This is a genomic window from Streptomyces vinaceus, assembly GCF_008704935.1.
GTDB lineage: Bacteria > Actinomycetota > Actinomycetes > Streptomycetales > Streptomycetaceae > Streptomyces > Streptomyces vinaceus.
The window spans coordinates 6,218,709-6,231,990 of sequence record NZ_CP023692.1; the positions used below are offsets into that span (position 1 = coordinate 6,218,709).

General features: G+C 73.6%; 14 protein-coding genes and 1 pseudogene. 8 read left to right on the forward strand and 7 right to left on the reverse strand.

Features of this window, described 5'->3' with window-relative positions; translation table 11 throughout:
• Positions 1-14 precede the first annotated feature (14 nt).
• The 4 genes from CP980_RS28175 to CP980_RS28190 all read right to left on the reverse strand — a co-directional run bounded on the left by CP980_RS28175 (position 15) and on the right by CP980_RS28190 (position 2,505).
• Positions 15-485 carry a nuclear transport factor 2 family protein gene (locus tag CP980_RS28175; protein ID WP_189999271.1) on the reverse strand — a complete coding sequence of 157 codons (471 nt, stop codon included), beginning with the start codon at positions 483-485 and terminating at the stop codon, positions 15-17.
• Between the two features lie 69 nt (positions 486-554).
• Positions 555-731, reverse strand: coding sequence for a hypothetical protein (locus CP980_RS28180; RefSeq protein ID WP_099893904.1), 177 nt, complete (start codon positions 729-731; stop codon positions 555-557).
• Positions 732-852: 121 nt separating this feature from the next.
• Entirely contained in the window at positions 853-1,731 is an 879-nt protein-coding gene (locus CP980_RS28185; RefSeq protein ID WP_150529323.1) for an undecaprenyl-diphosphate phosphatase, read from the reverse strand.
• Positions 1,732-1,779: 48 nt separating this feature from the next.
• On the reverse strand, positions 1,780-2,505 hold the full coding sequence (locus tag CP980_RS28190; RefSeq protein WP_150529324.1) for a TVP38/TMEM64 family protein: 726 nt from the start codon (positions 2,503-2,505) through the stop codon (positions 1,780-1,782).
• Between the two features lie 139 nt (positions 2,506-2,644).
• Between CP980_RS28190 and CP980_RS36005 the strand changes: the two are divergent.
• The 5 genes and pseudogenes from CP980_RS36005 to CP980_RS28210 form a co-directional block, all read left to right on the forward strand.
• Positions 2,645-2,881: pseudogene (locus CP980_RS36005) on the forward strand (DNA alkylation repair protein); the annotation flags it as partial.
• 52 nt (positions 2,882-2,933) lie between these two features.
• Entirely contained in the window at positions 2,934-3,065 is a 132-nt protein-coding gene (locus tag CP980_RS36425; RefSeq protein WP_268257485.1) for a hypothetical protein, read from the forward strand.
• Positions 3,066-3,158: 93 nt separating this feature from the next.
• A complete protein-coding gene (gene tuf, locus CP980_RS28200) occupies positions 3,159-4,340 on the forward strand; it encodes an elongation factor Tu (protein ID WP_150530379.1) in 1,182 nt (393 codons plus the stop codon).
• A gap of 95 nt (positions 4,341-4,435) precedes the next feature.
• Positions 4,436-5,281 (forward strand): patatin-like phospholipase family protein, encoded by an 846-nt coding sequence (locus CP980_RS28205; protein WP_132758665.1) that lies wholly within the window; start codon positions 4,436-4,438, stop codon positions 5,279-5,281.
• Between the two features lie 83 nt (positions 5,282-5,364).
• Complete coding sequence (locus CP980_RS28210) at positions 5,365-6,156, forward strand: spermidine synthase (protein ID WP_150530380.1); 792 nt, start codon at positions 5,365-5,367, stop codon at positions 6,154-6,156.
• Here the strand turns inward: CP980_RS28210 and CP980_RS28215 are convergent.
• Positions 6,143-7,468 (reverse strand): MFS transporter, encoded by a 1,326-nt coding sequence (locus CP980_RS28215; protein ID WP_132758667.1) that lies wholly within the window; start codon positions 7,466-7,468, stop codon positions 6,143-6,145. The two genes, CP980_RS28210 and CP980_RS28215, sit on opposite strands and share 14 nt — an antisense overlap.
• A gap of 64 nt (positions 7,469-7,532) precedes the next feature.
• Positions 7,533-8,573 carry a DUF8017 domain-containing protein gene (locus tag CP980_RS28220; protein ID WP_150529325.1) on the reverse strand — a complete coding sequence of 347 codons (1,041 nt, stop codon included), beginning with the start codon at positions 8,571-8,573 and terminating at the stop codon, positions 7,533-7,535.
• Positions 8,574-8,669: 96 nt separating this feature from the next.
• On the opposite strand from CP980_RS28220, the gene CP980_RS28225 reads away from it, so the two are divergent.
• The 3 genes from CP980_RS28225 (at position 8,670) to CP980_RS28235 (ending at position 12,670) form a co-directional block, all read left to right on the forward strand.
• The gene (locus CP980_RS28225) at positions 8,670-9,122 is read left to right on the forward strand and encodes a DUF4442 domain-containing protein (RefSeq protein WP_180291172.1); all 453 of its coding nucleotides are present in this window, start codon (positions 8,670-8,672) and stop codon (positions 9,120-9,122) included.
• A 330-nt stretch (positions 9,123-9,452) separates the two neighbouring features.
• The gene (locus CP980_RS28230; RefSeq protein WP_150529326.1) at positions 9,453-11,966 is read left to right on the forward strand and encodes a glycoside hydrolase family 3 protein; all 2,514 of its coding nucleotides are present in this window, start codon (positions 9,453-9,455) and stop codon (positions 11,964-11,966) included.
• A gap of 56 nt (positions 11,967-12,022) precedes the next feature.
• Positions 12,023-12,670 (forward strand): DedA family protein, encoded by a 648-nt coding sequence (locus tag CP980_RS28235; protein ID WP_132758673.1) that lies wholly within the window; start codon positions 12,023-12,025, stop codon positions 12,668-12,670.
• Between the two features lie 33 nt (positions 12,671-12,703).
• Here the strand turns inward: CP980_RS28235 and CP980_RS28240 are convergent, their stop codons facing one another.
• Positions 12,704-13,255, reverse strand: a complete 552-nt coding sequence (locus CP980_RS28240) for a gamma carbonic anhydrase family protein (protein WP_150529327.1) — start codon at positions 13,253-13,255, stop codon at positions 12,704-12,706.
• Between the last annotated feature and the right edge of the window lie 27 nt (positions 13,256-13,282).

Consider the following 13,282-nt stretch of genomic DNA (forward strand, 5'->3'; position numbering starts at 1 on the left):
CGGGTTCACTCCGGCTAGGCGCTCATGTGCCGCCATTTCTCGTGGACGGTGACGCGGGTGAGCAGCCAGCCGCCGTCGGACCCGCGGGCGAGGCCGAAGGTGTAGCGGCCGGCGGCAACGAAGTTCGGCGCGGTCACCGTCCCGTCGAACTCGGGTCCGGCCAGCCGCATCGGGTTGAGGAAGTCCGCCCGCACCTCGGCCCGGTCGCCCGGCCAGCCGCCGCGGTCCTCCAGCCGGACCAGCCGGTTCACGATGAGGTGCTGGCGCACCGGGAAGAGCTTCATCGTCTGCGCGAGCCAGTCCGCGACCTCCGCGGCCGGGCCCTCGATGCCGCCCGCCGAGCTGTAGTCGGCCCGCCCGGCGGGGGTGAACAGCGCGCGGTACGCCGTCCAGTCGCCGTCGTCCACGGCCACCGCGTACCCCGAAACCACCTCGTCGATCGCCATCCGGTCCATGACCGTGGCCAGGTCCACACGCTGCGTCATCGGGTCAGTGTGGGGGTGCGGGGCGGCGAGGCCAAGGGGCGTGCGCGGCCCGGATCCGCGGGCGGTGGATCAGTGACCGGAATGCGCCTCCCGTTGCCGGACCACGACGAGGAACGCGTCGGTGGCCAGGTCCATCACCACTTCCGCCGGCACGCCCTCGCGCATCCGCTCGGCCGCGTACTCCTCGGCGGGCCAGCTTCCCCGCGGACTTCCGGCCGGAAACCGCTCCAGCACCACTCGACCCATGGGACACCCCTTGTTTGCCTTCCGGTCTCTTCAGGTCTCTTCAGGCACAACGACGCGGAGGCCGCCCGGGAACGTTCCCGAACGGCCTCCGGTTCACGCGAAGCGGTGAGCGGCGGCGGTGTCAGCCGGCCGACTCGGCGGCGAAGGGGCTGAGCACGCCCATGCCGATCAGTACGAACAGCGCGATGCCGAGGGCGATCCGGTAGATCACGAAGGGCATGAAGCTCTTGGAGGAGATGAACTTCATGAACCACGCGATGACGGCGTAGCCCACGAAGAACGCGATGACCGTGGCGAAGATCGTCGGTCCCCAGGTGATGTGCCCCGGGCTCTCGATGACGTCCTTGATCTCGAACGCGCCCGAGGCCAGTACGGCCGGGATGGCGAGCAGGAACGAGTAGCGGGCGGCCGCCTCACGCGTGAAGCCCAGCAGCAGACCGCCGGAGATCGTCGCACCGGAGCGGGAGACGCCCGGGATCAGGGCCATCGCCTGGCACAGACCGAAGATCAGGCCGTCCTTGACGCTCAGTTCCTTGAGGGTCTTGCGCTCGCGGACGGCGCGGTGCCGTCCCCCCTCCTCGTCGCGGGCGGCCAGCCGGTCCGCGACCCCGAGGACGATGCCCATCACGATCAGGGTGGTGGCGGTCAGGCGCAGGTCACGGGCCGGACCCGTGATCTGGTCCTTGAACGCGACACCGAGCACACCGATGGGGATCGATCCGACGATCACCAGCCAGCCCATCTTCGCGTCCTGGTCCGAGCGCAGCGACGCCGTGAACAGAGAACGGAACCAGGTGGAGATGATCCGCGCGATGTCCTTGCGGAAGTAGATCAGCACGGCGGCCTCGGTGCCGATCTGCGTGATCGCGGTGAAGGCCGCGCCCGGGTCCGTCCAGCCGGCGAATGCCGCGGTCAGCCGGAGGTGGGCGCTGGAGGAGATCGGGAGGAACTCCGTAAGCCCCTGGACGAGACCGAGGATTAGGGATTCGAACCAGCTCATGTCGGGGTGCGCTCGTCCTTGTGATCGTCGGGAAGTTCGGGTCCGATGCTAGGGCCCGTGGGGAGCGGCACTGACCACAGGGGGGTGCACCGGCGCCGGATCGTGCGTTTCGCACGCCGGTACGGGCATCAGCCGGTGCCGCCGACGCCACCCGACGGCGGCGGCGGCCACCGCGGAGACGGCGATGAACCCGAAGGAGGCGAGGAAGGCGGGGGAGTCCGGGGAGGAGGCGCTCGCGCCCGCGACCACGTACGCGGCGGTGTTGGGGACCACGCCGATCGCCGTCGCGAGGAGGAAGGGCAGCCAGCCGCAACGGGACACGGCCGCCGCGTAGTTGGCGACCGCGAAGGGCAGTCCCGGGAAGATCCGGACCGCCAGCAAGGAGCGGAAGCCGTGCCGGGCCAGCTGGTCGTCGGCCGCCTGGAGCCAGCGGCCGCGCAGCAGCGGCCGTACGGCGTCGCGGCCCATCATCCGGCCCAGCCCGAAGGAGATCCCGGCGCCGAGGACCGAGCCGGCGACCGCCGCGGCCAGGCCGAAGGGGACGCCGAAGACGGCTCCGGCCGCGAGGTTGAGCAGCGGGCGCGGCACCAGGGCCGCCGTGCCCACCCCGTACGCGGCCGCGAACAGCAGGACCGCCGCGCCGACCGGCAGCCCGGGGGGCCGGCCCTCCGACAGGATGCGCTGCGGCTCGTACAGCACGACGCACACGCCGGCCGCCAGCAGCAGCACGACGAGCAGCGACAGCCGGGTCCACGGCGCGAGGAGGAGGGACATCCGGGGAGACTAGCCGACGAATGCGGCGCCGCGCCGTAATCTGGGCCTCATGCGGCCGAACGACCGGCGACCCCCGAAGGTCCCGCGCAGCGCCCTCGCGGACACCCTCGTGGAGCGCCTCACCACGGCCTACGGGGCGGCGGCCGACCCGGAGCGGGCGGCGGTGATGGACGAGTGGTCCGCGACGGATACCGGGCGCCTCTTCGCCTACTGCCGGCTCCAGAGCGCTCACCCGGACTTCTTCATCCGCAAGGCCATCGGGTGGGCGCTGCGCGAGTACGCGAAGACGGACCCCGAGGCGGTCCGCCCCTTCGTCGCGGCGCAGCGGGACTGGCTCTCCCCGCTGTCGGTGCGCGAGGCACTCAAGAACCTCTGACGGCGCGGTAATTCATTCGACGCGGCCAGGGCGGTCCGGCAGGATCTGTGCCATGTCCCGGTACGCCTTCCTCCTCGCACCGTCCGCAGTCGCGGACGCGCCGAAGGCTGCCGCATTCCTCTTCCAGGCACTCGAAGTCATCGAGGCGACCGCCCTCACCGCATTCGACGGCGCACGAAGCTGACCCTTCCCGGATCGTCCGGCGGACCCCACAGGGGGAGGGTCGGTTCGCTCCAGGGGTCCCGTCTCCACTTCGGAAAGCATGCGGGAAGACATCATGGCCAAGACGGCCTTCGTGCGCACCAAGCCGCACCTCAACATCGGCACCATGGGTCACGTCGACCACGGCAAGACCACCCTCACCGCCGCCATCACCAAGGTCCTCGCCGAGCGCGGCGGCGCCTCCTTCGTGCCGTTCGACCGCATCGACCGGGCCCCCGAGGAGGCCCGGCGCGGCATCACCATCAACCTCACGCACGTCGAGTACGAGACCGACACCCGGCACTACGCCCACGTGGACATGCCCGGGCACGCCGACTACGTCAAGAACATGGTGACCGGCGCCGCCCAGCTCGACGGGGCGATCCTCGTCGTCTCCGCGCTCGACGGGGTCATGCCGCAAACCGCCGAGCACGTGCTCCTCGCCCGGCAGGTCGGCGTAGACCACATCGTCGTCGCGCTCAACAAGGCCGACGCCGGGGACCCCGAGCTCACCGACCTGGTCGAGCTGGAGGTCCGCGAGCTGCTCACCGCCAACGGGTACGGCGGCGACAGCGCCCCGGTCGTACGGGTCTCCGGACTCGGCGCGCTGGAGGGCGACCCGCGCTGGACCGGGGCGATCGAGGCGCTGCTCGACGCCGTGGACACGTACGTGCCGATGCCGGTGCGGTACACGGACGCGCCGTTCCTGCTGCCGGTGGAGAACGTGCTGACCATCACCGGGCGCGGGACGGTCGTCACCGGCGCCGTCGAGCGCGGCAGCGTCCGCACCGGCGACCGCGTCAGCGTCCTGGGCGGCGACGGCGAGCCGGTCGAGACCGTGGTGACCGGCCTGGAGACCTTCGGCAAGCCGATGGAGTCCGCCGAAGCGGGGGACAACGTTGCGCTCCTGCTGCGCGGGGTGCCGCGCGAGGGCGTGCGCCGCGGGCAGGTCGTCGCCGCGCCCGGCAGCGTCGAGCCCAGGCGCCGCTTCACCGCGCAGGTGTACGTGCTCTCCGCGCGGGAGGGCGGTCGCACCACCCCGGTGGCGAGCGGGTACCGGCCGCAGTTCTACATCCGCACCGCGGACGTCGTGGGGGACGTGGACCTGGGGACGGCCGGGGTGGCCCGGCCGGGGGAGACGGTCACGATGACGGTCGAGCTCGGGCGGGACGTACCGCTGGAGCCGGGCCTCGGCTTCGCGATCCGCGAGGGCGGGCGGACGGTGGGCGCGGGGACGGTTTCGGCCGTGCTCGGCTGACGTAGCGCACGCGGAGGCGTCCCCGCCGTGGTGGCGGCGGTCCGGTTGCGCCAGACTGCCGTCACCACGGGCGTACGAAGAGGGGGCGGGCCGGGATGAGCGGCGATACGGCACTGGTGCTGGGCGGCGGGGGACTGACCGGCATCGGCTGGGAGGCGGGGATCCTGTGCGGGCTCGCCGAGGCGGGTGTGGACCTGACCGCCGCCGACCTCGTCGTCGGCACCTCCGCCGGCTCGGTGGTGGGCGCCCAGCTCACCTCCGGGCTGCTCACCCCGCAGGAGCTGTACGAGCGCCAGCTCGGCGAGCCCGCGGGCGAGGCCGTGGCCCGGCTCGGTACGGGGCTCATCGCCCGGTACGCCGTCGCGATGGTGCGCTCGCGGGATCCGGAGAGCTACCGCAGGCGGGTCGGCGCCCTCGCGCTCGCCGCCGACACCGTAGCGGAGGCGGAGCGGCGCAAGGTGCTGGCGGCCCGGCTCCTCTCGCACGCGTGGCCCGAGCGCAGGCTGGTCGTCACCGCCGTCGACGCGCTCACCGGAGAGCTCGCCGCCTTCGACCGGGAGAGCGGGGCCGGGCTGGTCGACGCGGTCTCGGCGAGCTGCGCGGTGCCGGGGGTGTGGCCGCCGGTCACGGTCGGGGGCCGGCGGTTCATCGACGGCGGGATCCGGTCCGCGACCAACGCCGACCTCGCCTCCGGCTACGGGCGGGTGGTGATCCTCGCGCCGATGTCGCTCGGCTCCGGGCTCGTTCCCTCGCCGGCCGCCCAGGCGGCGCGGCTGCGCGAGGCGGGGGCGAAGGTGCTGCTGATCACCCCGTCCGCGCAGGCCCGCAAGGCTTTCGGGCGCAACGTCCTGGACCCGGCGCGGCGGGACCCGGCGGCCCGGGCCGGCCTCGCGCAGGCAGCCGGGCACGCGGCCGAGGCGGCCGCCGTCTGGGCGGGCTGACCCGCCGCCTGCCCGACAATGGTGCGGTGAGCGACGAACAGATCCCGGTCGTCCGGGACGTGGGCCAGGGCACCGCCAAACTGATGCCGGACGTGGACCGGGAGCGGGCCTGGCTGCTGACCGTCGACGGAGCTCCGCAGTCGTACGTGGACCTCGACGATCCCGGGCACCTGGAGTTCGAGTACGTACGCCGGCTCGCGCACGTACTGGACTGCGTGGCGGAGCCGGGGGCTCCGCTGGACCTGCTCCACCTGGGCGGCGGCGCGCTGACCCTGCCCCGCTACGCGGCGCACGCCCGGCCCGGCTCCCGGCAGTCGGTCGTGGAGTTCGACGCCGCCCTGGTGGAGCTGGTCGCGGAGCACCTGCCGCTGCCGGCCGCAGCGGACGTCACCGTGCACGCCGCCGATGCGCGGGCCTGGCTGGAGGGCGCGGCCGCGGACAGCGCGGACGTGCTCGTCGCCGACGTGTTCGGCGGCTCGCGCGTACCGGCGCAGCTGACCTCGGTGGAGTACGCGCGCGCGGCGGCGCGGGTGCTGCGGCCGGGCGGGGTGTACGCGGCGAACCTGGCCGATGGGGCGCCGTTCGCCTTCCTGCGGGCCCAGCTGGCCAATTTCGGGGCGGTGTTCTCGGAGCTCGCGCTCGTCGCGGAGCCGGGGGTGCTGCGCGGGCGACGGTTCGGGAACGCCGTACTGCTCGCCTCGGACGCGCCGTTGCCGGTGGCCGCGCTGTCGCGCAGGTGCGCGGCGGACGCGTTCCCGGCGCGGGTGGAGGAGGGGGCGGCCCTGGCCCGGTTCATGAAGGGGGCGGCGCCCGTGGCGGACGCGGACGCCGTCGCCTCGCCCGAGCCGCCGGAGGGCGCGTTCAGCCTGGGGTGACGCCGGTGGGCGTCTGGGCCGCCGGGTCGGGGGCGGGGGCCGGGACCGAGGCGGCCTTCGGAGGAGCGGGCTTGCGCGTCAGGCGGCGTACGTCCGGTACGAAGAGGACCGCCGCGGTGCCCAACACGACGAGGGCGGCGCAGCCCCACAGGGCGGAGGTGCGGCCGAAGGCCGACTCGACCGGGCCCGCCACGGCGGTCGCCAGCGGGAGCATCGACACCGAGCCGAACCAGTCGTAGGCGGAGACCCGGGAGAACTTGTCCTCCGGGATCTCCTGGTGCATGGTCGTCATCCAGTTCACGCCGAACACCTCGATGGCGGTGCCGCTGACGAACATCACCGCGCACAGACCCCAGACCGGCAGCGGCACCGCCAGCCCCGCCGAGGGCAGGGCCAGCGGGAACACGCACAGGGTGCCGACCAGCAGCAGCCGGCGCGGTTTCCACACCATCATCAGGACGGCCCCGGCGATGGTGCCGATGCCGAAGAAGGCCAGTGCCAGGCCCCAGGGGGCCGCCCCGCCCAACCGGTCCCGGGCGACCAGAGGCCCGTACACCGCCTCGGCCGCGCCGACGACGGCGACGACCACGGAGAACTGGAGCACGATGCTCCACAGCCAGGGCCGGGTCCGGAACTCCACCCAGCCCTCGCGCAGGTCCGCCAGCAGCCCGCCGCCGGGAGCGCGGTCGGCGACGTGGCTGACGTCGAGGAAGGCGCGCAGGGCTCCGGCGAGCGCGAACGCGGCGGCGTCCACGGCCAGGACCCAGCCGGGGCCGATCGCGGCGATCATGGCTCCGCCGAGGGCCGCCCCGCCGATGCCGGCGCCGTTCATGGCCATCCGGAAGAGGGCGAAGGCGCGGTTGGCGTGCTCGCCGGAGACGCTGGAGAGCAGCATGCCCTCGGCGGCCGGGTTGAAGAAGGCCGTGCCGGTGCCGCAGAGCGCGGTGAGCAGCATCATCTGCCACAGCTGCGGGTGTCCGCCCAGTACGAGGACGGCGAAGGCGGCCTGCGAGACGCAGTTGAGGGCGTTGGCCGCCACCATCACGCGGTGGCGCGGCAGCCGGTCGGCGAGTGCGCCGCCTATGAGGAGGAAGAGGACGAGCGGGAGCGTGCGCGCCGCCGCCACCAGACCGACGTCGCCGCCGGACCCGCCCGCCTCCAGGACGGCGAACGCGGAGGCGATGAGGGCTCCGTGGCTGCCGAGGTTCGTGACGACCGCGGCGCCCGTGAGCAGGGTGTAGTTGCGGCCGGCCCAGGCGGGGCGGCGGCGCGGTGCGGTCGTACGGGACGGGGCGAGGGGAGGAGAGCTCACCCCCGGACTATCCCCGCCCCGGGCCGAGAATCCAAACGGATTCGGGACCGGGGCGAGGGACGGGTCAGCTGTTGCTGGGGGTGCCGTTCAGGCGTACCGAGCTGAGGATCTTGTCCATGGTCTCCTGGGGGACCTCGCCCTGGACGCCGGAGGCGGCGAACAGGACCCAGCTGGCGAAGTCACCGTTCGAGGTCTTGAAGCTGAACGCGATCGACTTGCCGTCCGAGGAGCACTTGTTCTCCTTGGGCACGCCGATCGCCGTCGCCGTGGCCATGTGGCCCTTGAGCCCGGAGGTGGTGGTGTACTCCTTCGGGTCCGAGACCTTGACGGTGCCCTTCGGCGCCTTCTGCGCGAAGGCCGCGAACACCCAGTTGCCGGCCTCGTTCTTCACGGCCTCGGCGGTGTCCTTGGCGCCCTGGCCGCCCTTGGTGCCGGTGCCGGCGAGCTCGCTCGTCTCCTCGCGGCCGTCCTTGTCGGAGTCGACCTTGCACCAGTCCTTCTTGAAGAAGGCGGGCGCGGAGAAGCTGACGATCGGGCTGCCGTCCTTCTTGGTGGCGTCCTCGAAGCCGGCGATGACGCCGGAGCTCGACACGTCCCACTCCGGCGGGACGTCGAAGGCGGTGCCGTGCTTGGGGTTGACGACGACCTTCCAGCCGGGGACGACCGGCTTGACCTCGCCGCCGGCGCGCGGGTTGGCGCCGGGCGAGGCGGGGGCCTGGGCGGTGGCCGGGGCCGAGGAGGACGCGGCGGGCTTGCCGTCGGCCTCGTCGTTCTTCTTGTCGTCCCGGGTCAGGACGAACGCGCCGGTGGCGGCCGCCACCACGATGACCGCGGCCGCCGCGACGATGGCCACGGTCTTGGTGGCGTACGGGCTGCCGCCGCCGCCCCGCTGCGGCGCGGTCTGCGGCTGCTGGGGCTGGCCCCAGGGCTGGGTCGGAGGCTGGAGCTGGTAGCCGGCCTGCGGGTATCCGTAGCCGGGCTGCTGCTGGTAGGGGTTCGGCTGCTGTCCCGCCTGCCCGGGCTGTCCCTGCTGCTGGTACGGGTTCTGATGCGCGTCCTGAGGGTTCTGCTGTCCCCCGGGCGGCTGCTGCTGTCCTGGCCACATGGCCGGTAACGATAGTGGGAGTGGATGTCAGGAGGCACGTCCGCCCCTTGTGAAGGTCTGGCCAAGGCCTCCTACTCGTGGGTAACATCGGGTCCCATGAGCGCAGATCAGATGAACGTGGGCGAACTGCTCGCCGCGACGGTGCCTATGGCCCGCACCCTGAACCTCCAGTTCCTGGAGACCACCCCCGAGCGCGCGGTCGTACGGCTGCCGGACCAGCCCGACTTCCACAACCACGTGGGCGGCCCCCACGCCGGCGCCATGTTCACCCTCGCCGAGTCGGCGAGCGGCGCGATCGTCCTGGCCGCCTTCGGCGAGCAGCTCTCGCGCGCCGTGCCGCTGGCCGTCAAGGCCGAGATCGGTTACAAGAAGCTGGCCAAGGGCGTCGTGACGGCCACCGCCACCCTCGGCCGCCCGGCCGCCGAGGTCATCGCCGAACTCGACGCGGGCGGCCGCCCCGAGTTCCCCGTCACCATCGCCATCCAGCGCGAGGACGAGGCCGTGACCGGTGAAATGACGGTCGTCTGGACCCTGCGCCCCAACGCGTAACCGGCTGCCCTGCTCCGGCTGCGAAGCCGCCCGTCGTACGCGGCCGCCCGCGGCACGGCCGCCGGCCGCGGACCCGCCCGAGGACGAGGCGAACCACGTTCCGGGCGGGTCCCGTGTTTTCCGCCTCGCGGGCCCCGTACCGAGGCGCGCGCAGGCTCAGGAAGCGCCCCGCCGCGAGCCCGACGCCCCGGAGCCGCCGCAGGGCTGAAACTCGGGGCGGCGGTGGCGCGTCCGGCCGGGCCCCGGCGCGGCGGCGGCGCACAGTGTGCGGGGGAGCGGTCCGGCGCGGGCCGCTCCCGCAGACCCGAGCCGCAGCCACAGGGAGCGCCCATGAGCGAGGCCGTGTCCAGACGCCGCGCGATCGGGATGCTCGCAGGGGTCGGCGCCGCCCTGGCAGCGGGCGGCTGCGTGGCCGCGCCCCCGCCCCCCGGCGCCGGCGCCCGCAAGCGCTCCCCCTCGGCGGGGGCGACCGGGGCCGGCTCCCGGCCCGGCAGCGCCGCCCGGATCGACGCCCTGCTGGAGCGGCTCACCCTCGACGAGAAGACCGCCCTGCTGCACGGCGGGCCCGACCCCGCCCCGCTCGGCCAGGCCGGGTACGTGCCCGGCGTACCGCGCCTGGGCATCCCGGCGCTGCGCCTCGCCGACGGGCCCGCCGGGGTGCGGGTCGCGAAGCCCGCCACCGCGCTGCCCGCTCCGGTGGTGCTGGCCTCGGCCTTCGATCCGGCGCTGGCCCGCGAGTACGGCAGGGTCATCGGCCGCGAGGGCCGGGCGCTCGGCCAGGACGTCCTCCTCGCCCCGATGGCCAACCTGATCCGCACCCCCCATGCCGGGCGGAACTTCGAGGCCTTCGCCGAGGACCCGCGGCTGACCGCCGACCTCGTCGCGGAGGTGGTCCGGGGCATCCAGGACGAAGGGCTCATCGCCACCGTCAAGCACTTCGCCCTGAACAACCAGGAGCGGGGCCGCGACACCGTCGACGTCGTCGTCGCCGAACAGACCCTCCACGAGACGGAGCTGCGCGGCTTCGAGGCCGCCGTCGCCGCCGGGGCCGGCGCGGTGATGGGCGCGTACAACAAGATCAACGGCACGCACGCCTGCGAGAACAAACCCCTGCTCGACGAAGTGCTGCGGGGGCGCTGGGGATTCGGCGGCTGGGTGATGTCCGACGGGGACGCGGCCCACAGCACCGTCGCCGCGATCGGCGCCGGCCTCGACATGGAGATGCCGGGAGGCATCCGCTTCGGCGGCCCGCTCCGGCAGGCGGTGCGCGGCGGCACCGTCCACGAGGACACCGTGGACCTCGCGGTGCGCCGGATCCTGACCACCATGGACCGCTTCGGGCTGCTCGCGGCCCACCCGCCGGCCCGGCCCGCCCGAGACCCGGACGCCGGGGCCCGGGTCGCCCGCAAGGTCGCGGCCGCCGGCGCCGTACTGCTGCGCAACGAGCACGCCACCCTCCCGCTGACCGGCGCCGCGGCCCGCTCGATCGCCGTGATCGGCCCCACCGGGCACGTGCCCTTCGTCAGCGGGGGCGGCAGTGCGCACGTCGTCCCCGACCGGGCCCCCGCCCCGCTCGACGCCATCAGGCGCCGCGCCGGGAACGGCAGTACGGTCCGCTACGCGCTCGGCGAGGACCTGTACGGGCGTCCGCTCCCCGCGCAGCTGCTCACCCCGGCCGCCGACCTGGCGGACCGGCGGGTGGAGGCCGGACGGAGCTGGAGCCACCAGGGAGAGTTCACGCTCGCCGCGGAAGAGGAATGGACTCTGCTCGTCCACTACTCCGGCAAGCGGCCCGGCGTGCGCCTCGACGGAGAGGAGCTCTTCCCCGTCCGGCAGGGCGTGGCCGAGCAGTTCGCGGGCGGACTCCTCGGCGCGGCCCCCGACGGGCTCACCGTCCGCCGCCGCACCCTCACCCTCGCCGCGGGCACGCACCGGCTCGCCGTCTTCGCCGAGGGCGGGGCCGAGGGCCAGCGGTTCCGGCTGCGCCACACCACGAACGCGACCCGGGCCGCCGATCTCGCCGAGGCCGTGAAGGCCGCCGAGCAGGCCCACAGCGTCGTGCTCTTCGCCTACGAGGACGCCACCGAGGGCACCGACCGGAGCTTCCTGGGGCTGCCCGGCGGCCAGGCCCGCCTGATCGAGGCGGTCACCGCCGTGAACCCCCGCACCACGGTCGTGCTGAACACCTCCTCCAGTACGACCATGCCGTGGCTCTCCCGTACCGGAGCGGTCCTCCAGATGTACTACCCGGGCCAGGAAGGCGCGGCGGCCACCGCCGACGTCCTCTTCGGCGACGTGGACCCGGGCGGCCGGCTCACCCAGACCTTCCCGGCCGACGAGCGGGCGACCCCGGTCGGCGGTGGCCCGCTGCGCTATCCGGGGGTGGGCGGGCGGCAGGAGTACGGCGAGGGCGTCCACGTCGGGTACCGCTGGTACGACGCGCAGCGGGTGGCCCCGCTCTTCCCGTTCGGGCACGGGCTCTCGTACACGACCTGGGAGTACGAGAACCTCGGCGTGCGGCCGGCGCGCGACGGACTGCGGGCGGAGTTCACGGTCCGCAACACCGGGCGCCGCAAGGGCACCGAGGTGGCCCAGGTGTACGTCGGCCCCTCCGCGGAGCTCAAGCTCGACCAGCCGGTACGCGCGTTGGCCGGCTACCGGCGGCTGACCATGGAACCCGGCGAGTCGCAGCGGGTGGTCCTCGACATCGATGCCCGCGCGCTGTCCTCCTGGGATCCCGAGGCGCACGCCTGGGTGCTGGGTTCAGGCCGCCGTGAAGTGTTCGCGGGCCGTTCCTCTCGCGAACTCCACCTGAAGGCAAAGGCTGTGGTCAACAGCAGATAGGCTGCCCGTTCGGCGTGTCACAGGCACGCGCGGCCGCGATTCGGGAGGACGTACCGGTGCACATCCAGGAATGGCTGGAGACGATTCCGGCGGTCAGCATCTATCTCCTGGTGGGTCTGGTCATCGGGCTGGAGAGCCTCGGCATCCCGCTGCCGGGGGAGATCATCCTGGTCAGCTCGGCGCTGCTGGCCTCGCAGCACGGCGAGATCGACCCCGTGGTCCTGGGGATCTGCGCGTCCACCGGGGCGATCGTCGGCGATTCGATCGGCTACGCGATCGGGCGCCGGGGCGGCAAGCCGCTGCTGGAGCGCCTCGGCCGGCGCTTCCCCAAGCACTTCGGCCCGCAGCACGTGGCCCAGGCGGAGCGCGCCTTCGAGAAGTGGGGCATGTGGGCCGTCTTCTTCGGGCGGTTCGTGGCCCTGCTGCGGATCTTCGCCGGACCACTGGCCGGTGTCCTGCACATGCCGTACTGGAAGTTCCTCGTCGCCAACATCCTCGGCGGGATCCTGTGGGCCGGTGGCACCACGGCCGTCATCTACTCGATCGGCATCGTCGCGGAGCCGTGGCTGAAGGGCTTCTCCTGGGTGGCGCTGCTGCTCGCCCTGGTGATCGGCCTCGCCGTGACGCTGGTGCTGCGCAGCCGGATGAAGAAGGCCGCCGCCGCGGCCGACGCGACGCAGACGGCGGCAGCCGCGGCCGAGTAGCCGGCCGCGGGCGCCGGCGCACGACGGGGACGGCTACTGCGGGGGCCGGACGGCGGCGCGGTGCTGCTCGGCCAGGTCCGCGTACATCAGGGCGTTGACCTTGATGCCCTCGCGCTCCTCCGCGGTCAGCTCGCGCCGCACCTTGGCGGGCACGCCGGCGACCAGCGAACCGGGCGGGACCACCATGCCCTGCGGGACCAGCGCCTGCGCGGCCACCAGCGAGCCGGCGCCGATCACCGCGCCGTTGAGGACGGTGGCGCCCATGCCGATGAGGCAGTCGTCCTCGACGGTGCAGCCGTGCACCACCGCGTTGTGGCCGATGGAGACGCGCTCGCCGATCGAGACCGGGAACCCGGGGTCCACGTGCAGCGTGCAGTTGTCCTGCACGTTGCTGTCCGCGCCGAGCGTGATCGGACCGCAGTCGGCGCGCAGCACCGCCGAGTACCAGATGCTGGAGTTGGGGGCCATCGTGACGTCGCCGACCACGACCGAGGTCGGTGCGGTGAAGGCGGTGGGGTCGATCTGCGGGCTCTTGCCGCCCACGCCCGCGACGAGTGCCTGGCCCCGGTCCGCGTGATACGTCATGTTCTCTTCCTCAGTCCTGTGTGCTGG

Excerpts from the sequence above, each read along its gene's own strand:
- CP980_RS28220 (WP_150529325.1), bottom strand. The coding sequence starts at position 8,573 with ATGTGGCCAGGACAGCAGCAGCCGCCCGGGGGACAGCAGAACCCTCAG.
- CP980_RS28190 (WP_150529324.1), bottom strand. The coding sequence starts at position 2,505 with ATGTCCCTCCTCCTCGCGCCGTGGACCCGGCTGTCGCTGCTCGTCGTG.
- CP980_RS28175 (WP_189999271.1), bottom strand. The coding sequence starts at position 485 with ATGACGCAGCGTGTGGACCTGGCCACGGTCATGGACCGGATGGCGATC.
- CP980_RS28210 (WP_150530380.1), top strand. The coding sequence starts at position 5,365 with ATGCCGGACGTGGACCGGGAGCGGGCCTGGCTGCTGACCGTCGACGGA.
- tuf (WP_150530379.1), top strand. The coding sequence starts at position 3,159 with ATGGCCAAGACGGCCTTCGTGCGCACCAAGCCGCACCTCAACATCGGC.
- CP980_RS28205 (WP_132758665.1), top strand. The coding sequence starts at position 4,436 with ATGAGCGGCGATACGGCACTGGTGCTGGGCGGCGGGGGACTGACCGGC.
- CP980_RS28180 (WP_099893904.1), bottom strand. The coding sequence starts at position 731 with ATGGGTCGAGTGGTGCTGGAGCGGTTTCCGGCCGGAAGTCCGCGGGGA.
- CP980_RS28185 (WP_150529323.1), bottom strand. The coding sequence starts at position 1,731 with ATGAGCTGGTTCGAATCCCTAATCCTCGGTCTCGTCCAGGGGCTTACG.
- CP980_RS36425 (WP_268257485.1), top strand. The coding sequence starts at position 2,934 with ATGTCCCGGTACGCCTTCCTCCTCGCACCGTCCGCAGTCGCGGACGCG.
- CP980_RS28230 (WP_150529326.1), top strand. The coding sequence starts at position 9,453 with ATGAGCGAGGCCGTGTCCAGACGCCGCGCGATCGGGATGCTCGCAGGG.
- CP980_RS28225 (WP_180291172.1), top strand. The coding sequence starts at position 8,670 with ATGAGCGCAGATCAGATGAACGTGGGCGAACTGCTCGCCGCGACGGTG.
- CP980_RS28240 (WP_150529327.1), bottom strand. The coding sequence starts at position 13,255 with ATGACGTATCACGCGGACCGGGGCCAGGCACTCGTCGCGGGCGTGGGC.